At 41.6% G+C, this 18,673-nt stretch carries 14 protein-coding genes; 9 read left to right on the top strand and 5 right to left on the bottom strand.

The features are described 5' to 3' along the window. Window positions 1–3 precede the first annotated feature (3 nt). The 7 genes from sctE (at window position 4) to uhpT (ending at window position 9,922) form a co-directional block, all read left to right on the top strand. Window positions 4–2,250: a type III secretion system translocon subunit SctE gene (gene sctE, locus PR675_RS15065; RefSeq protein ID WP_060561524.1), complete on the top strand. Its 2,247-nt coding sequence runs from the start codon at window positions 4–6 to the stop codon at window positions 2,248–2,250. Between the two features lie 21 nt (window positions 2,251–2,271). Next, a complete protein-coding gene (locus PR675_RS15060) occupies window positions 2,272–3,579 on the top strand; it encodes a hypothetical protein (protein ID WP_060561525.1) in 1,308 nt (435 codons plus the stop codon). Between the two features lie 3 nt (window positions 3,580–3,582). Further along, window positions 3,583–4,617, top strand: a complete 1,035-nt coding sequence (locus PR675_RS15055) for a hypothetical protein (protein ID WP_060561526.1) — start codon at window positions 3,583–3,585, stop codon at window positions 4,615–4,617. A gap of 104 nt (window positions 4,618–4,721) precedes the next feature. Further along, complete coding sequence (locus tag PR675_RS15050) at window positions 4,722–6,857, top strand: hypothetical protein (RefSeq protein WP_060561527.1); 2,136 nt, start codon at window positions 4,722–4,724, stop codon at window positions 6,855–6,857. Then, on the top strand, window positions 6,854–7,108 hold the full coding sequence (locus tag PR675_RS15045; RefSeq protein ID WP_004926263.1) for an acyl carrier protein: 255 nt from the start codon (window positions 6,854–6,856) through the stop codon (window positions 7,106–7,108). The genes PR675_RS15050 and PR675_RS15045 overlap by 4 nt, the downstream gene beginning before the upstream one ends. Window positions 7,109–7,703: 595 nt before the next feature. After that, window positions 7,704–8,492 (top strand): inositol monophosphatase family protein, encoded by a 789-nt coding sequence (locus tag PR675_RS15040; RefSeq protein WP_060561528.1) that lies wholly within the window; start codon window positions 7,704–7,706, stop codon window positions 8,490–8,492. A gap of 29 nt (window positions 8,493–8,521) precedes the next feature. Then, window positions 8,522–9,922 (top strand): hexose-6-phosphate:phosphate antiporter, encoded by a 1,401-nt coding sequence (gene uhpT / locus PR675_RS15035; protein ID WP_004926266.1) that lies wholly within the window; start codon window positions 8,522–8,524, stop codon window positions 9,920–9,922. A gap of 40 nt (window positions 9,923–9,962) precedes the next feature. Here the strand turns inward: uhpT and PR675_RS15030 are convergent, their stop codons facing one another. Next, complete coding sequence (locus tag PR675_RS15030; protein ID WP_004926269.1) at window positions 9,963–10,679, bottom strand: FadR/GntR family transcriptional regulator; 717 nt, start codon at window positions 10,677–10,679, stop codon at window positions 9,963–9,965. A gap of 216 nt (window positions 10,680–10,895) precedes the next feature. Here PR675_RS15030 and PR675_RS15025 point away from each other — a divergent pair, with 216 nt between their 5' ends. Together PR675_RS15025 and uxuA are read left to right on the top strand one after the other, a co-directional pair. Next, entirely contained in the window at window positions 10,896–12,206 is a 1,311-nt protein-coding gene (locus PR675_RS15025; protein ID WP_060561529.1) for an MFS transporter, read from the top strand. A gap of 43 nt (window positions 12,207–12,249) precedes the next feature. After that, entirely contained in the window at window positions 12,250–13,440 is a 1,191-nt protein-coding gene (gene uxuA / locus PR675_RS15020; RefSeq protein ID WP_060561530.1) for a mannonate dehydratase, read from the top strand. A gap of 54 nt (window positions 13,441–13,494) precedes the next feature. On the opposite strand, the gene PR675_RS15015 is transcribed toward uxuA, so the two are convergent. The 4 genes from PR675_RS15015 to PR675_RS15000 all read right to left on the bottom strand — a co-directional run bounded on the left by PR675_RS15015 (window position 13,495) and on the right by PR675_RS15000 (window position 18,628). Beyond that, window positions 13,495–14,304 (bottom strand): hypothetical protein, encoded by an 810-nt coding sequence (locus tag PR675_RS15015; protein ID WP_230088974.1) that lies wholly within the window; start codon window positions 14,302–14,304, stop codon window positions 13,495–13,497. A 304-nt stretch (window positions 14,305–14,608) separates the two neighbouring features. Further along, window positions 14,609–15,985, bottom strand: coding sequence for an amidohydrolase family protein (locus PR675_RS15010; protein WP_060561532.1), 1,377 nt, complete (start codon window positions 15,983–15,985; stop codon window positions 14,609–14,611). A gap of 58 nt (window positions 15,986–16,043) precedes the next feature. After that, window positions 16,044–16,994 carry a carbamate kinase family protein gene (locus tag PR675_RS15005; protein ID WP_272582781.1) on the bottom strand — a complete coding sequence of 317 codons (951 nt, stop codon included), beginning with the start codon at window positions 16,992–16,994 and terminating at the stop codon, window positions 16,044–16,046. A gap of 71 nt (window positions 16,995–17,065) precedes the next feature. Then, entirely contained in the window at window positions 17,066–18,628 is a 1,563-nt protein-coding gene (locus PR675_RS15000) for a hypothetical protein (protein ID WP_060561533.1), read from the bottom strand. Window positions 18,629–18,673 lie beyond the last annotated feature (45 nt).

Here is an 18,673-nt window from a genome sequence, read left to right as displayed (position 1 = left end):
AATATGGCAGCAATCACCAATATAACATCTGATAGGATAGGCCTAGTCAAAGCCTTTCAGCAAGGTGTTAATCCATTAGAAATGGGGGATAACATCGCCAAAGCGATGTTAAGTATGGAGACCGCATGCGAAGAATTAACATCAAATGAACAAGTGAAACGCAGTAAATTAGAAAGCCAGCCGCAACTGCAAGAGCCGAAAAAAGGCGTGAATGCAAGAGTGTCAATGATGGAGGCTTTCTCATCGATACGTAAGATATTAGGTGAAAATAATATCAATGAATTACGTAATCAACTGCATCAGTTAAATATTGAATCCGATGCGCTGAGGCAACATGGCAATGCGTTATTAGATTCATTTGTAAAAAATACAGAAAAACTACAGCAAGCTGAAAAAGATGTGAATGCTATTTGCGTTGACCATACTAATACCAAAAATGAGTTAGAGGAGCTAACGAAAACACAGACCCAGCAGCAAAATCGACTGAATGAAAATAAGCAGGCGTTAGCCAGTAAAACGAACGCACTCGATTTTGCTAAAGCGAGTTTAAGTGGGATACCAAAACCCCCTAAAACAGCCGATGACAAGCAAGATGCGCAAAAACTGACTCAGTTAATTGAACAGCTAACAACGGAAGTGAATGAGCTTAAACAGCAGGGGGGACAATTAACGACTCAGCTTGCGCAAAGTAATACCCAACTTGCTGATTTAGAATTAAAACTATCTACGATTGAAAGCAATCTTAAGGCCGCGTATTCGACAGCAGAAAAACTTACTGTGGCTGCTAATAGTGATCGCGACGTTTTAAATAAATTTATCCAAAATGCACCACGCCCTGTCGAAGTCGACGGTGAAAAGTGGGAAAACACGCTTGCTCTATTGACCATGTTAACCGCATCGCTGAAAAAAGCGATGAATGAAAACTCTATCCGCAATATGAAAGAGCAAGAAGAGGTGATGGCTAAGATCAGCGAAGCCTCTCGTAAAGATTCAGAGAAAAAAGCCAAAGAAGCCGAAGAGGCTCAGCGTAAAGCAGATGCTGCCAATAAAGCCGCATCGTGCGCCAGTAAGATTTTTAGCTACGTCATGTTAGCGGTTTCTGTTATTGCGACAGTCGCAACATTCGGCGCGGCTGCACCATTAACCCTTGCCGTTGCCGCAATCGGTATCGCCATTTCTGTCACTGATATCGTGTTGGAAGAGACGGGTAATGCAAGTTTAATGCAGATGTTAGCGACGGAAATTTCAAATGTTGTCACGGATATGTTGATATCGTTTGGGATGTCTGCCGAAGAGGCGAAAAAGATTGGTAGCATTGTTGGCATGGTTGTCGCAGCCGTCGCTTTTCTGGCGCTCTCTTTGGTTTCTATGTCCTCTTTTGTGAAAAACATCGCCAATACCGTAAAAACGGTCGTCAAAATTGCGGCCAATACGCTGAAAACTGTCGTGAAAAGCACATTAAAGGCGATGGCGAATACGATCGTCAATCTCGTTAAAAACCTGCTCAGCAAAATTAAAACGTTAGGCAAAGCCGCGGATGACATGGTGGTATTAACGAAATTTACTAAATTAGCCGATGCGGCGGAAGAGTTACAAAGTACCGTTAAAACAGCCAATCAGGTCGTGAGGAAGGCTCGTGATATTAAAAATGTCGCAAAAGCCGTTGATAGGACGCATGAGCAGGCTGATAGCATCAAAGATACTGCAAAAGCGGTCGACAAGTTACATGAACAGGCAGACAGCGCTAAGCATGCAGTAAAAACGGTTAATCAGGTGAATGAACAAGCAGACGGTATTAAGGATGCCGTGAAAACCGTTGATAAGGTGCATCAGCAAGCAGATAGCATCAAAGATACGGTGAAAGTGGTCGATAAAGTCGCTGATCAGGTTGAGGATGTTGCTGATATCGTTGATACAGGGAAAAAACTGGGCAAACAGAGCCTATTAGCGTCACGTGTCGAAGTTGGTGCGAAAGGGGCTGGTGTTGCGACGTCGGTGACAAGTGCGGTGACTGTTGGAGCATTACGCTTAGAAGGGGCCGCGCAACTACGAGAGCTTAAGACGCTATTCGCCAAAATGATGATGAATGATGAAATCATTAAAGTTCTCGATGAGTTGCTTGAGTCTCTGATTAAGATGCTGTCAAAACAATATGAGGTGTTTAATAACCTATTTACTGACACGCTGACCTCATTGAAACAATCAAATGAGCGTAAAGCTAATTCAATCAATCTCTCTAATTATGCCTAATTTTCATTAAGGAACTCTATTATGACGACTATTTCCTCACCAACGCCGTTTTCTATTCCAACCCAAAAGTTAGGCAATCTTGAGGGGCTGACTACTTTAACCGGTAGCGAAACTCAAACGATGTCAACGCAAGCACCAGCACAGCAAGTGTCCATCAAAGATGCTGTCGATATTACTGTGCTACGAACGCAAGATAAGCCGTTATTAAAGCTCCCTGAGCAAACGACGGTTAGTCCATCACTCCTGTTTGAAGTGAAAAACATGAACAAGGTCGAGCTTGAAGAGACCTCGAAAGTCATAGGCGGATTTTCATCGGCTTATGCAAACCTTCAGGAGCATATTGCCGTCACAGCAATCAAAGTTGAAAAAGCCGTCAGAGAAGTGATAACGGAAGAAAATAGCAAGTTGGAAAAAATGTTCCCAACAATCGCTAATTTGGACGAAAGCGAGATCAAGCAATTATCTCAAGGGGTTAATTTAATGCTGGCAGCCTCGGCAATTAAAGATGTGCAAGTGGCTCAAGCAAATAGTGAGGATGTAAAACCTGGTATTCAGTCACTTGACGCAATAAAAGAGAGCCAATTTATCGGCATTATGAGTAGCGATATTTTAATGGAGCTACGTAACCTACTGAGCCAGATTAAATCGATTATTAATACCGCTGATCGCCAACTACAAGCGGATTTTTTAAAGCTAAAAACGCAAATGGTGCAAAGTGCAGCAGATACAACGATTCAAGAGGGTAAAAAAGCATTTGAAGGAGCACTGATGGGATTTGCGGTTTCTCTGGGTGTAACACTTGCGGGGGCGGCATTACAAACTAAGCAATTAGTGAAACAAACCAAAGCTATTAATGTTCACGGTGTCGAAAGGCATAAATTATCTACTCAAGCACAATCAGAGATTGAAAGCAGTCGCCCATATATGAAAAAAACGGGAAATAAAGCGCTTGATCAACAAAATGAGTTACATGTTACTAACGTTCAAGATAAGGTTAAAGGATTGCAGTTAAAAGCGGAGCGGGAGCAACTGCAACTCGATCGAATTACCAACCAGACCCAAAAGAAATCGAGCATTATTGAAACAATGACTCGTTTATCCGATAACGCAGGTCAATTGGTAACTTCTGCGCTTAATATAGAGGTGAAAGCACTAGAAGCCCAAAAAATGGTGCTACAAGATATTGGTGATACTGCACGTGCTATAGCAAGTGATAAAGAAAAACAGATTGATACTGTTCTGGATTTGATGAAAAAAGTCTTTGATATTTTAAAAGAAATTATTGAGGGGCAAATCCGTACATTCCAAGCTGTTGCAACCAGAGGTTAGAGTATGAACGGAGTTAATATTGTTATCCAACCATCAGCTCTTGCTTCGATGACACCATCATCAGCGACAATAACTCATGATGATAGCGTGGTATCTCCACTGAATTTACAGGGGACATTTGTCCCCGATTTAGAACTCCCTATAGAGGAACGAGCTGAAAAAATCCTGCAGCAATATGGTGTTGACTACCCTGAAAAAAATAATTACCTGATTTCTAATAATATGCAAGACCATGAGCAAATCTTGGCACTAACGAGACTTGCACAATTTGAATTTAAAGATTCAATGGATAAAACCAGTAATCTTATTGCCTCAATGTCGGCGGAAATTACAAAAACTGAGGATGGCCGATCGCACATTAAAAGTATCAAGGGGTTAATTGATAATATTAACTCTAACTACCAAAAAAGCTTTGGTGAAATAACTAAAGGGGCGACGAAATATATGGAAACGCTTAATAAAGCATTAGGCTTATTGAGTACTTATATTTCAGCAGGAAAAGATGGTAAGATACGCTTTGATAGGTCAAAGTTTAATAATCAATTTATGATAGCTCTAAAGGATTATGTTATACCGAAAACCGGTACGGCATGGGATGCTTGGAGAGAGAAAGTTATTGATGATGATAGAATAAGCGATTTTATTAATCCTATCGCTTCTATATCTTTTAAAGAGGGGGTGGCAAGATCTACTAAAGAGGGGGTGGCAAGTTTTTTTAAGAAAAAATTAGAAGGGCAAGGTTTTATTGTGAAAGAAATAGATGGAAAAATTAAAATTTACCCTGATTTTAATGTTGTCAAGGAAATAAAAAAAATAGTTGATGGTGTTGGATTAGATGGTGATGATGACCTAATTTCCCAAGCGTTCCAAAGTATGCAAACGGCGATTGATAGTAAAAAAAATTCAGTGAATAATAGTGTATCCCGTTTATTAGAAGCTTTCCGTCAAGATAATAGCCATTTTGAAACTTTAACTCAATTATTAATTCAGTTATTAAAAGACCTATTTCAATATAATGCAGGTTTTGCTAATACATAACTGTTTAAAGACAATGTATCTTAATAGAGTGGGGTTTAAATACCCTGCTCTATTCTATTGTATCGAAATGGCTAATTATATTTATATAATTAAAAGGAGTTTCTATGCCAACAATCTCTCCCTCTACAACTATGCGAAGCACCGTTGAGCATAGGAGTAATATTCAGGCTAATGAATCCTCTCATACATTGTTAAATGTTATGAATGGAGCTTTAAATATCGGTGATAGTAGCCCTATACAAATGGGAAAAAGAATCAATTTTTTTGCAAGTAGTAAAGTTCTACATCGTGAGCTTGATAGTGCTAAAGCAAATAACTTATTTACATTATTAAAAAACTCATCAGACAATTTAGTAGCAAAATATCATCTGACACCTGATATGATTGTAAATGTTCTAAGAGAAGACAAGAATAATATCAATGCAGTGTTAACTTCCTTTTCATTATTAAGCAAAGATGAAATTCCTTCTTCCGTATTAAATAGTCTTGCCAAAAATATTGCGGTGATGTCTAAGTCCTCAGCGGAAGTATCAAGTAAAACTTTAAGTAGCGAATTATTCAATTTATTACCTAAATTTGAAAGCAAACTGCAAACACGGTTTTTATCGGAATATGTTACGCCTGCGATTAAAGCTAAATTAAATGAAACTTATACTGATAGTCAATTGAAGCAGATGGCAGGTCTTGACTCTGCTCAACAGATTGATGATACAACACTGGTTAATCATTTTTTAAATCCAACGTTAGTACAGGAAAAACTAACAGGATTTGAGCGTGGGGTTAAGTCGAGCCAAGAGTTAAAATCTTGGAGTAATAAGAATTATAGATTGAATCAATGTTTTCAAAATTTAGAGGAACACATTGAAATTATTCTTGTAAATAAGTTGAGTGTACCGAGTGCAGATCATGCTCCTGTACAGATGAAACCAAAAGCAACAAGACAAGAACAGCCAACTTTATTGACCAATCCACAGCAGTCAGATGATGTGGATGGTGTGCCATATCAAACCAGTAGCCAAACGTCAGCGCCGATCATCAATAATTATTATATAACTAATAATTATGCTTGCCCTCACTGTATTTGTAAGGTGTCCGATACACCGAGTCGTTATGGTAGTGTGGCAACGACGGTAAATATTGACAGCGCGGCCTCTTTTCGGGCGGCGCCGAGTAAGACGATAGCGCAAAAAACCGCGACACCAGCGGCGGAAACCCCAACAACCTACCGAACTGAATTGCATGTTCAGCTCAGCGGTGACGGGAAAATTGTAAAACAGGATAGCCCGACACCGCCAAATAACGCCACTCAAGTTGATGATAGCGCCTCTCACCAGCCAGCGTTAAAAGATAAATCGAGTGGTGAAACATCAGAGAGCACTGAGCCACAAACAGGGGTCAATGAGGCGATTCTGCTGCAATCCAATCAAGAAAAAGAGGCTCCTGAACTTCCTCCTCGCCATCAAATGGGGGGGTATACACGCACAATGGATGGTAAATGGTTACCAAATACACAACAAACTGCCCCATTTGTGATCACCAGCGGGGGATTTAACCAAAGCACAAACCCTGTAGGCAGGTTGCAGTATAGAGCGAGTGATTCCAAGGTTGAGAGTGCAAAACCGACCGATCAACAGCTCATTGCAGCACAACGACAAAGAGCAGTAGATGGAGTCGACTCTCAGTCGTTAGAAGAGCAAGTGACTCAACAGACAGATCATCTGTTTGATGCTCAGATACAACCGAATAGCCATTCACATTTAGTGGATGCGGCAAAGCAAGTGGCAACTGAATTAAGCAATATGCTGGATGTGGCAAATCGCTCTGCCATGGTGCTGAAAGACACGTCATTAGCGGCTGAACAAGCTACGCGCCAGTTAGATACACAACAATCACTAGATGATAAAGAGAAACCGGCTGTTCAATCGAAAGCAAGTTTTCCGTTGAGCAGCCATGCAAGTGGGATTTATCACGCTAAGGTGGCACAGGTTGTGGAAGAGCAGCCAACGGCAACAGTCGTTATTGAAAAAGAGAGTGCTGAACCGGTTGGAGCACAGCCTATTCATTATACTGAAACCACGGAGAAAAAAGCAGATAGCGATGTGACGAAGAAAAAATATCGTTGGCAGGTGAATACGGATAATCGGGTATATACGACGTCAGGTGGGCAGGCTAGAGATTTGTCACAGAAAAAACGTTATATCGGCGATGATCAGCGATTTAAATTAGGAAATGGGTCATGAGTACAGATAATTTAATTCATCAAACATGGCTGACGGAGCAAATAAAAGCGATCCGTGCCTATTCAGGGATCCATAAACCCATTACGATGGATTCGACCTTAATTTTAGATTTACATATTGATTCATTGGAAATGCTTGAGCTAATCACCGCCATTGAAGATTACACTGGCCAACGATTAAACGATAATATCTGGGTAAAATGGCATCGATTACAGGATATTGTTGATTACCTTTCTCAAACGAAGACCTGAAATTATTTTTACATCATGACCTGATAACAAGGATGTTCAGGTCATATCCGTGGTAATCGTACTTGTTCTATATACAACATCTTTAACAGTAATTCTGTTTACTGCTTAATGTTAAATTCACATAATATTAGACCATCTGTTTATTCTATTAATACAAACGTCTTTGTGTTTATATTGAAAAATAGCCATCGACGAGTATTTTCTCAAAACAACATATCACAAAATAAATCTGATTTAGCCAGTTAAAGATAATCTCATGGCAAATCCAAAAACCAGTGGTACTTAGGCGAGCCATTAACAAAAGGCTCGTTAGCGTTATCGCTTAAAATCGGTATTGAGTCATCATAAAAAGATTTGTTTTTGGGTTAATTATGAAAAATTTGTTTTAAAAAAACAAAAAATAGAAAACGAAAAATAATGGGGTTAATTTGATAATTTTATTTATGTTCTTTTTACAACAATAAGTTATTAACAATAAAATATATTTTATAAAATAAAAATTACATTAAATCATCATCTCATGAAATCGATCACAGAATGTACGATTCGTTAAATATATATTTCGAAACATTAATTTCATTATCTGGAGATGGGGATGAATGCGATTTCAGCGAGATATACATTTATTCAACAAGTCGTTATTGAAGCCGGCAAATTAGCCGTATCTTACTATCATGACCGAAACCAATTAAATATTGAAAAGAAAAAAGAGGATGGGCAGGATTTAGTCACTATTGCGGATAAAAATACGGAACAATTTATTCGTGAGAAAATTCATCAGCAATACCCCCTCGATGCTCTATTTGGTGAAGAAGGGGGTTATACACAAGGCGCATCGCAATATACTTGGGTTGTTGATCCTATTGATGGCACAAGTGCATTTATTTTTGGATTGCCTTCTTGGTGTATTTCGATAGCCCTCTTGGATGAACAACAAAATACACAAATTGCGGTTGTGTATGATCCCGTACAGGAGGAGTTGTTTCATGCAATGGCGGGTCATGGCGCTTATTTAAACCAATCATCTATCCAAGTTAATGCTGTTCAATCCCTGAATGAAGGTTTATTTGGTGTTGGTATTTCAACGCGTCTATCGCCTGAATACATTATTCCTTTTCTCGATAAATTGCTCCACGCAAAAGGAATGTTTATACGCAATGGCTCTGCCGCATTAATGTTGGCTTATGTGGCGGCTGGGAAATTAATTGGTTATTACGAACCTCATTTAAATTCATGGGATTGCCTTGCGGGCTTATTGTTAATTCAAGAAGCTGGCGGTGTCATGAATAACTATAAAGAAAAGGACGATTTCTTGTTAAAAGGGAATTATGTGTTGGCATCTAGCCCTGGGGTATATCAGCAACTCGCCTCATTTAGAGATTAAAATAATAAAATTAGTAAAAGGTCAATAATATGAGTTCTAAATTTTCGTTTTTTGATATTAAAAGGCTACCGGCAGGAAAAATACCCCTCTCTGTACAACGTGATTTATGGTTAAGAAAGTTTATGGAGCCATTCATCGTGATGTGTTTGGCTTATACAGGGATCTATTTTCTTCGCTATAATTTCAAAGCAGCAACCCCATTTATTATTGAACAAACCAGTTTTACATTAAGTGATTTAGGCACAGTTGGCTTTGGGTTCTCTATTACATACAGTCTAGGCCGTGTATTACTCTCGTATTATATTGACGGTAAAAATACCAAGAAAATACTCAGTTTCTTATTAATGCTCTCGTGTGCCTCTTCATTTGCTATCGGGATGTTTTTACTTTCGTCAGGGCATTCTCTCGGGATCTTTATTTTCTTATGGGCGCTAACGGGTCTATTTCAAGCGCCGGGCGGCCCTTGCTCTAATTCAACCATAAACCGTTGGACGCCAAGAAAAAATCGAGGCCGTTTTATCTCTTGGTGGAATGCGTCACATAATATCGGGGCAATTTTAGCAGGGCCGATTGCATTATTTGGTATGGAATATGCCTTTAATGGCAATGTGGCAGGGATGTTTATTTTCCCAATTCTTTTCGCTGGGGTTATTGCTACATTTGGGATGTTCTTCGGTAAAGATGATCCGTCTGAGTTAGGGTGGAATACGCCAGAAGAGATTTTTGATGAACCAATCTCCAAAGATGATACCGCCGCGGAGAGTATGTCAAAATCTGAAATTTTTGTGAAATATGTGCTGAAAAATCCGGCGGTTTGGTTTTTATGTTTTGCCAATCTTTGTGTTTATACCATCCGTATTGGTGTTGATAACTGGAGTGTGGCATATGTCAAAATGGCGCTTGATTGGGATGATATTTCCGCGATAGGTACGATTACGGCATTAGAATTAGGTGGATTTCTAGGATCACTCACTTGGGGTTATGTGTCCGATAAAATGGGCGGTCGCCGCGCATTACTCGGTATGTTATGTATGATTTCAGTGATTTTCCCATTAATCGCTTATCAAAATATGTCCAGCGTATGGGGCATTTATATTGCATTGTTCTTTGAAGGATTCTTTATTTTTGGCCCTGTGATCTTAATCGGCATCTCTATCATTGGCTTTGCACCAAAATGTGCAACCGCGGTAGTGAACTCCATTCCAGGCTTCTTTGGTTATCTGTTTGGCGATGGAATGGCAAAAGTGTTAGTGTCTCGTATCGCTGATCCAACAGGGAAAGGTATCTCAGTGGGGGGCTTCACGTTTCATGGTTGGTCAGATACTTTCTATCTGTTATTTGCCGCAACCGCTGTAGGTATTGTGATGCTAGCGGTAGTCGCCTTCTATGAGGAGCGTAAAATTCGCCGTGACCGTAGTATCGGCCATTAAGTGATGTGTTTTCTACCCCATATACCTATGGGGTAGAGCATCATTCAATATTGAAGAAGCACTCATAGACATGTTGTAAATGGTTATGCATGCATTTGGCGGCTTCTTTAGGGTTTCTATCCAAAATTGCATTCACAATTAATTGATGGTCTTCATTCATGGTTTTGGGTAAATCAATATCCGCATAGTGTGACTCCATGCGAATAAAGCGTGTTGATTGTCGCATATCCCATAAGTGTTCCATCATGCTGTGTAATACTTCGTTGCCTGTCATTTCACTGATTAACAAATGGAAGCGTTTATCCTCGCGCAAAAAGTTTTCATCATTATCTTTTTGTTTGATGAGATCTTTCATAATCTCTTGTAATTCAGCACATTGTTCATCAGTTGCATTGCGGGCAGCAAGTTCTGCAATCATGGTTTCGAAAGATTGCCTCGCCTTCAATAAATCGCGTAAGCTAAATTCTGTTTCATCTTTTTCTGTTGCTGTACTGACCGCCTCTTTTTTGGGCTCAAACTGCGGTAACGGATTTGCCACATAGACCCCATTACCAACCCGAATTTCAATCCAACCCGTCATTTCCAGTGCAATAAAAGCTTCTCGGATGGATGATCGGCTGACTTCCATCTGTTTTGCCAGTTCTCGTTCAGAAGGCAACGGCTCTCCTGCGTTGAAATCGCCACGTTTTATACACTCAATAATAAGGTTTGAGATCTGGCGGTATAATCGTTCAACTTTCAGTGGGGCTAATGCCATGTTAATTCCTCGGTATGCTCATCCATATCGGCACATATCATACGCTTTAATCCTGATTGACTGCTAATCTGAATCACAAAAAAACAGATCTGTGAGCCATATCAAGTTAATTTTTTCTCAATTCAATAACTATAATACCGGCCTGACCACCTGACAATCAAGCCACTAGTCATTCAGGTCACATGACAACTATAATTACTTTTTGAGGATGTAACTATGCAGAGTTCAGCATCTGACATAACACCCGATAATATTGCAAAAACCGCCAGGATTAAGAAAATTCAACAGATCTCGTTACTGCTGCTGTTTCTAGCTGGGATCATTAACTTTCTTGACCGAGGCTCTCTTTCGGTCGCTAACGAAGCTATCCGAGCTGATTTAGGGCTTTCAGCAACTCAATTTGGTGTTTTGTTATCCGCTTTTTCATTATCTTACGGTATCTCACAGCTTCCTTCTGGTTTACTACTCGATAGGTTTGGCCCACGTATTGTGTTAGGAGCAGGATTAATTTTCTGGTCAACGATGCAAGGTATGGCAGGGTTGATCCAAAACTTCTGGCAATTTATTGCGCTGCGTATCGGCCTTGGGGTCGGCGAAGCTCCCTTTATGCCAAGTGGCGTTAAAGTGGTGAATGATTGGTTTAATGCCAAAGAGCGCGGCATTCCTATGGGGATATTCAACTCCTCGACCACAATTGGGCAGGCGTTTGCGCCACCTATCCTTGTGGCTCTCATGTTAGCGTTTGGCTGGCGAATGATGTTTATCATCATTGGTGTGGCTGGAATTTTAATCGGGGTGTGTTGGTATGCTTACTACCGTAACCGTGAATCATTAAAGCTCTCTGAAGAGGATTTGAAATATCTCAACTCAGGTCGTGAGGAGCAGCCAAAACAGAAAGTGACATTGAAAGAGTGGGGTGCTCTGTTTAAGAAACGTACAGTTTGGGGCATGATTTTGGGCTTCAGTGGCGTGAACTATACCGGCTGGTTATACCTTGCATGGTTACCAGGCTATTTACAGGCCGAACGTGGGTTGAGCTTGGCCAATACGGGGTGGGTCGCTGCTATTCCATTTTTATTCGGTTCGCTAGGGATGCTGGTCAATGGCATGGTGGCAGACCGACTGGCGAAAAAAGGTTATTCATTGATGAATAGCCGGAAAATCCTTATCTGCTTAGGGCTGATTTGCTCAGCGGCTTGCACTTTATTGGTCGTGCAATCGACATCTACCGCGATGGCAGTCGCTTTTATTAGCTTGGCGCTATTCTTTGTGCATTTTGCGGGCACTTCTTGCTGGGGACTCGTGCAAGTGGTGACACCAAGCAAAATGGTCGCTTCCGTAAGCAGTATTCAGAACTTTGGTAGCTTTGTTTTCGCATCATTCGCACCGATTGTTACAGGTTGGGTATTAGATACAACCGGTTCATTTAACTGGGCGCTCATTGTTTGCTCAATGGTGACCTTCGCGGGTGCATTAGCTTACTTCTTCATCGTTAAAACTCCGATTGAAGAAACTGTTACACAGTAATTTTTAGGGCACTTGTCTGTGCCCACATATTGAGGTGAGTAATATGGAACAAACATGGCGCTGGTATGGTCCTAACGACCCTGTTTCTTTGAGTGATATTCGCCAAGCAGGGGCGACAGGGGTGGTAACGGCTTTGCACCACATCCCAAATGGGCAAGTATGGACTATCGAAGAGATAGAAAAACACAAGGCGGAAATCGAAGCTAAAGGCCTTGTCTGGTCAGTGGTAGAAAGTATTCCTGTTCATGAAGAGATCAAAACACATCGTGGTGATTATGAACAGCATATCGCTAATTACCAGCAATCGATTCGTAACCTCGCTGCATGCGGTATTGATACGGTGTGTTACAACTTTATGCCCGTACTGGATTGGACACGAACTGATTTGGAATACGAATTACCTGATGGTTCGAAGGCATTACGTTTTGATCAAATAGCATTTGCCGCTTTCGAACTGTATTTGTTACAGCGCGAGGGGGCTGAGCAAGATTACACGGCTGAAGAGCTTATTCAAGCCAAAGCTTATTATGAAGCAATGAGCCAAGCCGATAAGGATAAATTGGTTGGTAATATTATTGCGGGCCTGCCGGGAGCAGAAGAAGGCTATACCCTTGAACAATTCAAAGCACATTTACAAACTTATGCAGGCATTGATAAGGCTAAGTTGCGTGAGAATATGGCCTATTTTTTACGAGCCATTATCCCCGTAGCAGAAGAGGTTGGCGTGAAAATGGCCGTTCATCCTGACGATCCACCGCGGCCTATTTTAGGTTTACCGCGGATTGTTTCAACGATTGAAGATATGCAATGGCTAAAAGAGACGGTGGATAGCCTTCACAACGGTTTCACTATGTGTACAGGCTCTTACGGCGTGAGAAGCGATAATGATTTAGTCAAAATGATTGAGCAATTTGGTGATCGTATTCATTTTACACACTTGCGCTCGACGTGCCGTGAAGATAATCCAAAAACGTTCCATGAAGCAGCGCATTTAGGGGGCGATGTGGATATGTTTGCCGTGGTTAAAGCAATTTTGGCGGAAGAAGATCGTCGCCAAAAAGTCGGTAATATGCGCCGCATACCAATGCGTCCTGATCATGGGCATCAAATGTTGGATGATCTGCAAAAGAAAACAAATCCAGGTTATTCTGCGATTGGGCGTTTAAAAGGATTAGCGGAAGTTCGTGGTGTTGAATTGGCGATTAAACGAGTCTTTTTCCCTGATTTAAAATAATTCTGAGTACTAAGTGAGTTGGGTCTATCTAGGCCCAACTGGGTAATAAAGAGATTAAATTAGCCCTTCTTCCTGTAATGCGAGATGAAAGTGTTGCACTTCTTCCGGAGTGGCTTGAATTCTTTTTAATGATAAATCCAATATATAAGGAATGTTTTTTTGCGGTTCACAAACGGCTAAAGCATATTTTTTGCCATTTTCTTCGAAGACTATAGGGGATGTTTTTTTATTGCCTGAATAGCCAGTCGATATTTTTTTACCATCTAAATTGAATTTATAAGAAACCATCAATAGGCGGTTAGAATTAACAACTTTGGCAGGAACAGCGATAAGTTTTAGTGGCATTTTGCCGCTAGATAATAATACTTTTCTGATCTTATTGTTCGCTATGTAGCGGTAAATAATAAATACAAGGCTAAAAATTAATAATGCGATGATAATAATTGTAGTTACAAAGCGGAGCATCACATTTTCGACAGCCACATCAACCGTTAAGCGTGATAGATCATTGGCATCGGCGATTGGTTGCACGGCAACATTTCGTGAAGTTCCTAGGAAACCAAAGCTATGTGAAACAGTGTGGCCGCGGTATGTCACCTTAACATTACAATGGGTAATAACCATCAAACTTGATCTACAAGAGCCATTTATATTGGCATTAACAGGAACCGCATTTTGACCAATTTTATAGTCATACGCGATACCAGGTAATTGAAAAGCAACAAAAACGGTTAAACCGATAAGAACGAGAACAAGAAAAATTAAGCGTATTATGCCACCATCCCCTTTTAGTGGGGTTAACTGTAATTCTCTTGTAGGAAATGCTTTTATTAATTTTTCAGGTAATTGAATATTATCTTGCATAGTAGTAGTGCTCATTGGAAATTAGAGGTATGAATTATAATAATTAAAAAAAACCTGATAATAGGATTACTACCAAAATAGTATTTTTTTGAGTACAAAAGGGATTGCAGATAGGATGAAATAATTTAGTGACTAGATAAACAAGGGGATTCAATATCTGGTATCAGTTACACTACACATATTTATCGTAGCCGAAAGATAAATAAAAAATAGATTTAAAATAGGGTTAACATAATACAAGAATAAAAAGAGAGCCGCATATACGAAACTCTCTTTTTAAGAGTAAAGATGATAGCATCTTAAATTAGCTTATTTGTTTTTTAATCGCGCCTGACGCTAAGCTCCCTTTGTGGAAACTGGCTTGCCTTGGCGAAATTCGGGCGACCGCCTCTGCGGAGCAGGATGCATCGACGAGTACAAAGCTGGCATCATCCCCAACTAATGGCCACACTTGTTTACCTTTGTCATCTAATGGCAACTTATTACCGGTGGCAATTGCCAGTGAACGTGATAGGGATAGTTCATCGGGGCGGGTATAGAGCTGGGCATATAAATTCGCTTTTTCTAACATATCACCGAGGCCAAATGGCGACCAATGATCAACCACGCTATCGGTTCCAGACATCACAAAGACACCGTTTTCATTGAGTGTTTTTAGTGGCATATGTAAGGTGCCAATAGGCACTGTGGTGGCGATAGTTATGTGTTGTTCGGCGAGTCGTTGTGCGGTTTCTTGTGCCTGCTCAGGTGTCAGTGTTGCAAGAGCAAAAGCATGGCTAATAGTCACTTTACCACGAAGAGTGCGGTTTTTATCGACGGTATCAATCATATAGTCGATAGCTGCGCGACCAGCTGGGCTTGTTTCATGCAAATGAATATCGACCCCTTTATTATAATCTAGCGCTATCTGGAACATGGTATCGAGCGATTTTTCCATTGCGCCATCAACGTTCGTGGGATCAAGTCCACCCACATAGTGCGCCCCTGCCTGCATTGCCTCTCGCATTAATGGCTCTGCTTTGGATAACAATAACCCATGTTGAGGAAAGGCAACAATTTCACAAGTTAGGTCTTGCTGGTGCTGATCAAGAACTTGAGTGAGCGCTTCAAGGTTCTTAAGACCGGAAACGGGTTCAATATTACAATGACTGCGGGCTATCGTTGATCCTTTGGATTGGATCAGCTTGATAAGCGCATGTGCGCGCTCTTGAGTATACGGCTGTAATTCCGGCAACAACTTTTGTTCAAGCGCTATCATATCAAGGATAGTTTTACCTTCTCGTGATTCGGGAGCTTGCCAAGGTCCACCATAAAAGGTTTTATCCAAGTGAATGTGCATATCACGAAAAGCGGGTAGCATGAGTTTACCATCTGCACTATAGGCTGCTAATTGCTTATCAATATGCTGTTTATTCGCGAGAAGTGCTGCAATTTTTCCATTTTTAATTTCAAGGGTGTGTAGGGCCGTTTTGGTGCCAATCACGCTCGCATCACGGTAACGAAAGCCTGTTTCCAGTAACACATCATCAAGATAGTAGTGATCATCTTTAATGGTGGTCGTGCTATTTAATGAGGTGGGGCCATTATCTGCGGCAGCAATACCGGATATCGCTCCAAATAGCGTGCAGGTGGCTGCCAGTTTTGCACTCGTTGAAAGAAACTCTCTTCTGTTGGATGGCATAAAAACTCCTTAATGAGAGGGTTGCAAGTTACTCGGCGTAACCTGCAATCGTGTGGGGCTAACCTTGAACAATGTGCGTGCCAGTTTCACCGCGTAAGGCTTGTGGCAATCTCTCAGGCGTTGTAATGATCACGCGTTTGCCACCATTGGCGAGAAATGACAGGCTGGCTTCAATTTTGGGTAACATACTTCCCGCTGGAAAATGCCCTTCACGCATATATTGCAGCATCTCTGTTGTTGTCGCCTCCCCAAGCGCTTGTTGCTCAGGTTTGCCAAAGTGAATACACACTTTCTCTACGCCAGTGGTGATAATCAAAATATCGGCTTTTAACTCTTTTGCTAGCAATGTGGTTGATAAATCTTTATCAATGACGGCGTCGACACTCTGGAAACCGCCATTCGTATTTTTAATAACAGGGATCCCCCCGCCACCAGCCGCAATAACAACATAGTTATTTTCACTGAGCGTCCGAATAGCCGCTGATTCGATAACACTCTTAGGCGCCGGTGAGGCGACGACACGGCGGTAACCTCGGCCAGAATCTTCAACAAAATGCCAGTCGGGATTGGCTTTTTTTAACTTCTCAGCTTGTTCTAGGCTGAAAAATGCGCCGATAGGCTTGGTCGGTGAGTGGAAATTAGGATCATTTTTATCGACTTCAACTTGAGTCACAATGGTCACCGCTTGGCGGTGATGGCGTTTTGCCAAGGCGTTTGTCAGGGCTTGCTGGATCAAATAGCCAATACCACCTTGTGTATCGGCGACACAGTTTGCTAATGGTGTGAGTGGTAGCCCTTCAACGGTGTGAGCGATTTCGGCACGGCGTAAATCTAATCCCACTTGAGGGCCATTACCGTGAGTCAGAACAATATTGTAATTACCCTCAAGCATATCACAGACATGGGAAGCGACCTCTTGTACCGCTTTTTCTTGAGCTTCAATCGATTGGCCGTTGTTATCTTTGATAATACTGTTGCCCCCGGTGGCAACAACCACGAGTTCTTTCATTGTTATTGTATCCTGATACAGAGTCTATAAGTCGATGTGCTCAGCACATCGACGATCGGAGGTTAATGGCATTACACTGATTTGCTGATTTTCTCAGCGGTTTCAGGTTGTTGCGCTTCTATTGATTTCCCTTTATCTAAGAAGTATTTCATCACAAATAAGCCCGACATCATGAGGTAAGCGTATACAAACATCAAGGCGGGTCCTTGTGCTATCCCTACCATCGGTGAGTGGATAATACCGAAGAATACCAGTAGCGCGCCTACGGCGGCTGTTATAGCCCCACGTAGTGGCTGATTGAGAATGGCAAAGATAGCGATACAGCCCCATAACATACTGGCTAATGGCGCACCATTCCCGAGATGGACTAAACCTTGGTAGTAAACACCTTTACTGAGTAAGACATCTGTGCCGATTTGTGCCGCAGAAGTTCCCGCCGCCCCCATCATGCTGTTCATCATGGTCAGTGCCCAGTTGGCAATCCAAGGGAACAGACAGATAAAGATGACAGGCACTTCCACTTTCGGTGTCTCTCGCACCACTTGGTTAGCAGTGACAACACCAATAAACACTAGGATAGGCACAATAGCCGTCATCGGAATTATGGCTAACATAAAAGCGCCTAGACCGAACAACGGTACGATGAACATGGTAATACCAGAGGCGAGTGTATAGCCGATACTGGCTCCCATAGCTTTCCAACCTGCATGACCCACATAGACAGTGACAGGGAATGGGTTACCCATAAAACAGCCTACAGTAGAGGATAATCCATTAGCTAACATTACCTTACGGGTATTGTATTCATCGCCAGCGGCATGGGCGCTTTCAATATTTTCAAGGTCGAAAATATAGTTTGCTAAGCCTAATGGTACGGCTGAAGCCAAGTAGGGTAAGGCATGTGGTAACCCCTGTAAGAAGCTATCAATATGAATATCGGGCGGGTTAAAGCCAAATGAGGCAACGGAGGCTTTAATGGCTTCAGGACTTTGTAAGCCAGAGACCCACGCCAGCACAGTTCCTGCAATAAGCAGTAATAACCCCGTTGGAATACGCGCAAAGATAGGTTTTTTACCAAACCAGTTGATAAAAATGAGCAGTAATACGATAAATGAAACGGTAGGCGCTTCAAAAGCCTGTAACATCGGGTTCATTGCCAGTAATAGCAAACCTAACCCAGAGAGACAGGAGAGCAATACGGTGCGAGGGATCATTTTACGGATAGTTTCGCCGAGGAATGAGCCACCGACAAGGATCATCGATTCTACAAAACACCAAACCAGTGCGATTTGAATCGCAAACTCGGCATTTTGAGTCGTTTGGTAAACAGGCATGATGACCAAAAAGGTCACGGTAAAGATAGAGGGAGCGCTTGGGCCGGAAGGCAGTGCGGTGACATCATCGCGCCCAGTCTGTTTGGCGAGTTGCTGACCAAAATAGGCATAGCTGATACTCGCTAGCAATACGGCAAAACCAAATGCAGGTGCAATACGTCCATAAACAAGATCTTTAGGGATGCCGACGACAAAGATCAGTAATCCCATCATAGTGAGCAGGTTGGTTAAGTTATTGGTCATCAGCCCGAAGTAGGCCGCCCAGTCACCACGTTTCCACTTTAGTTTCGTTACACTCATGGAATGTATCCTTCAAAGAAGAGACTGCGGGGGCAGTCATGATTA

Source organism: Providencia sp. PROV261, assembly GCF_028477945.1.
GTDB classification, from domain to species: Bacteria; Pseudomonadota; Gammaproteobacteria; order Enterobacterales; family Enterobacteriaceae; genus Providencia; species Providencia stuartii.
Note: the sequence above shows the minus strand (reverse complement) of the source record. Positions and strands in the feature narration are given on the sequence as shown.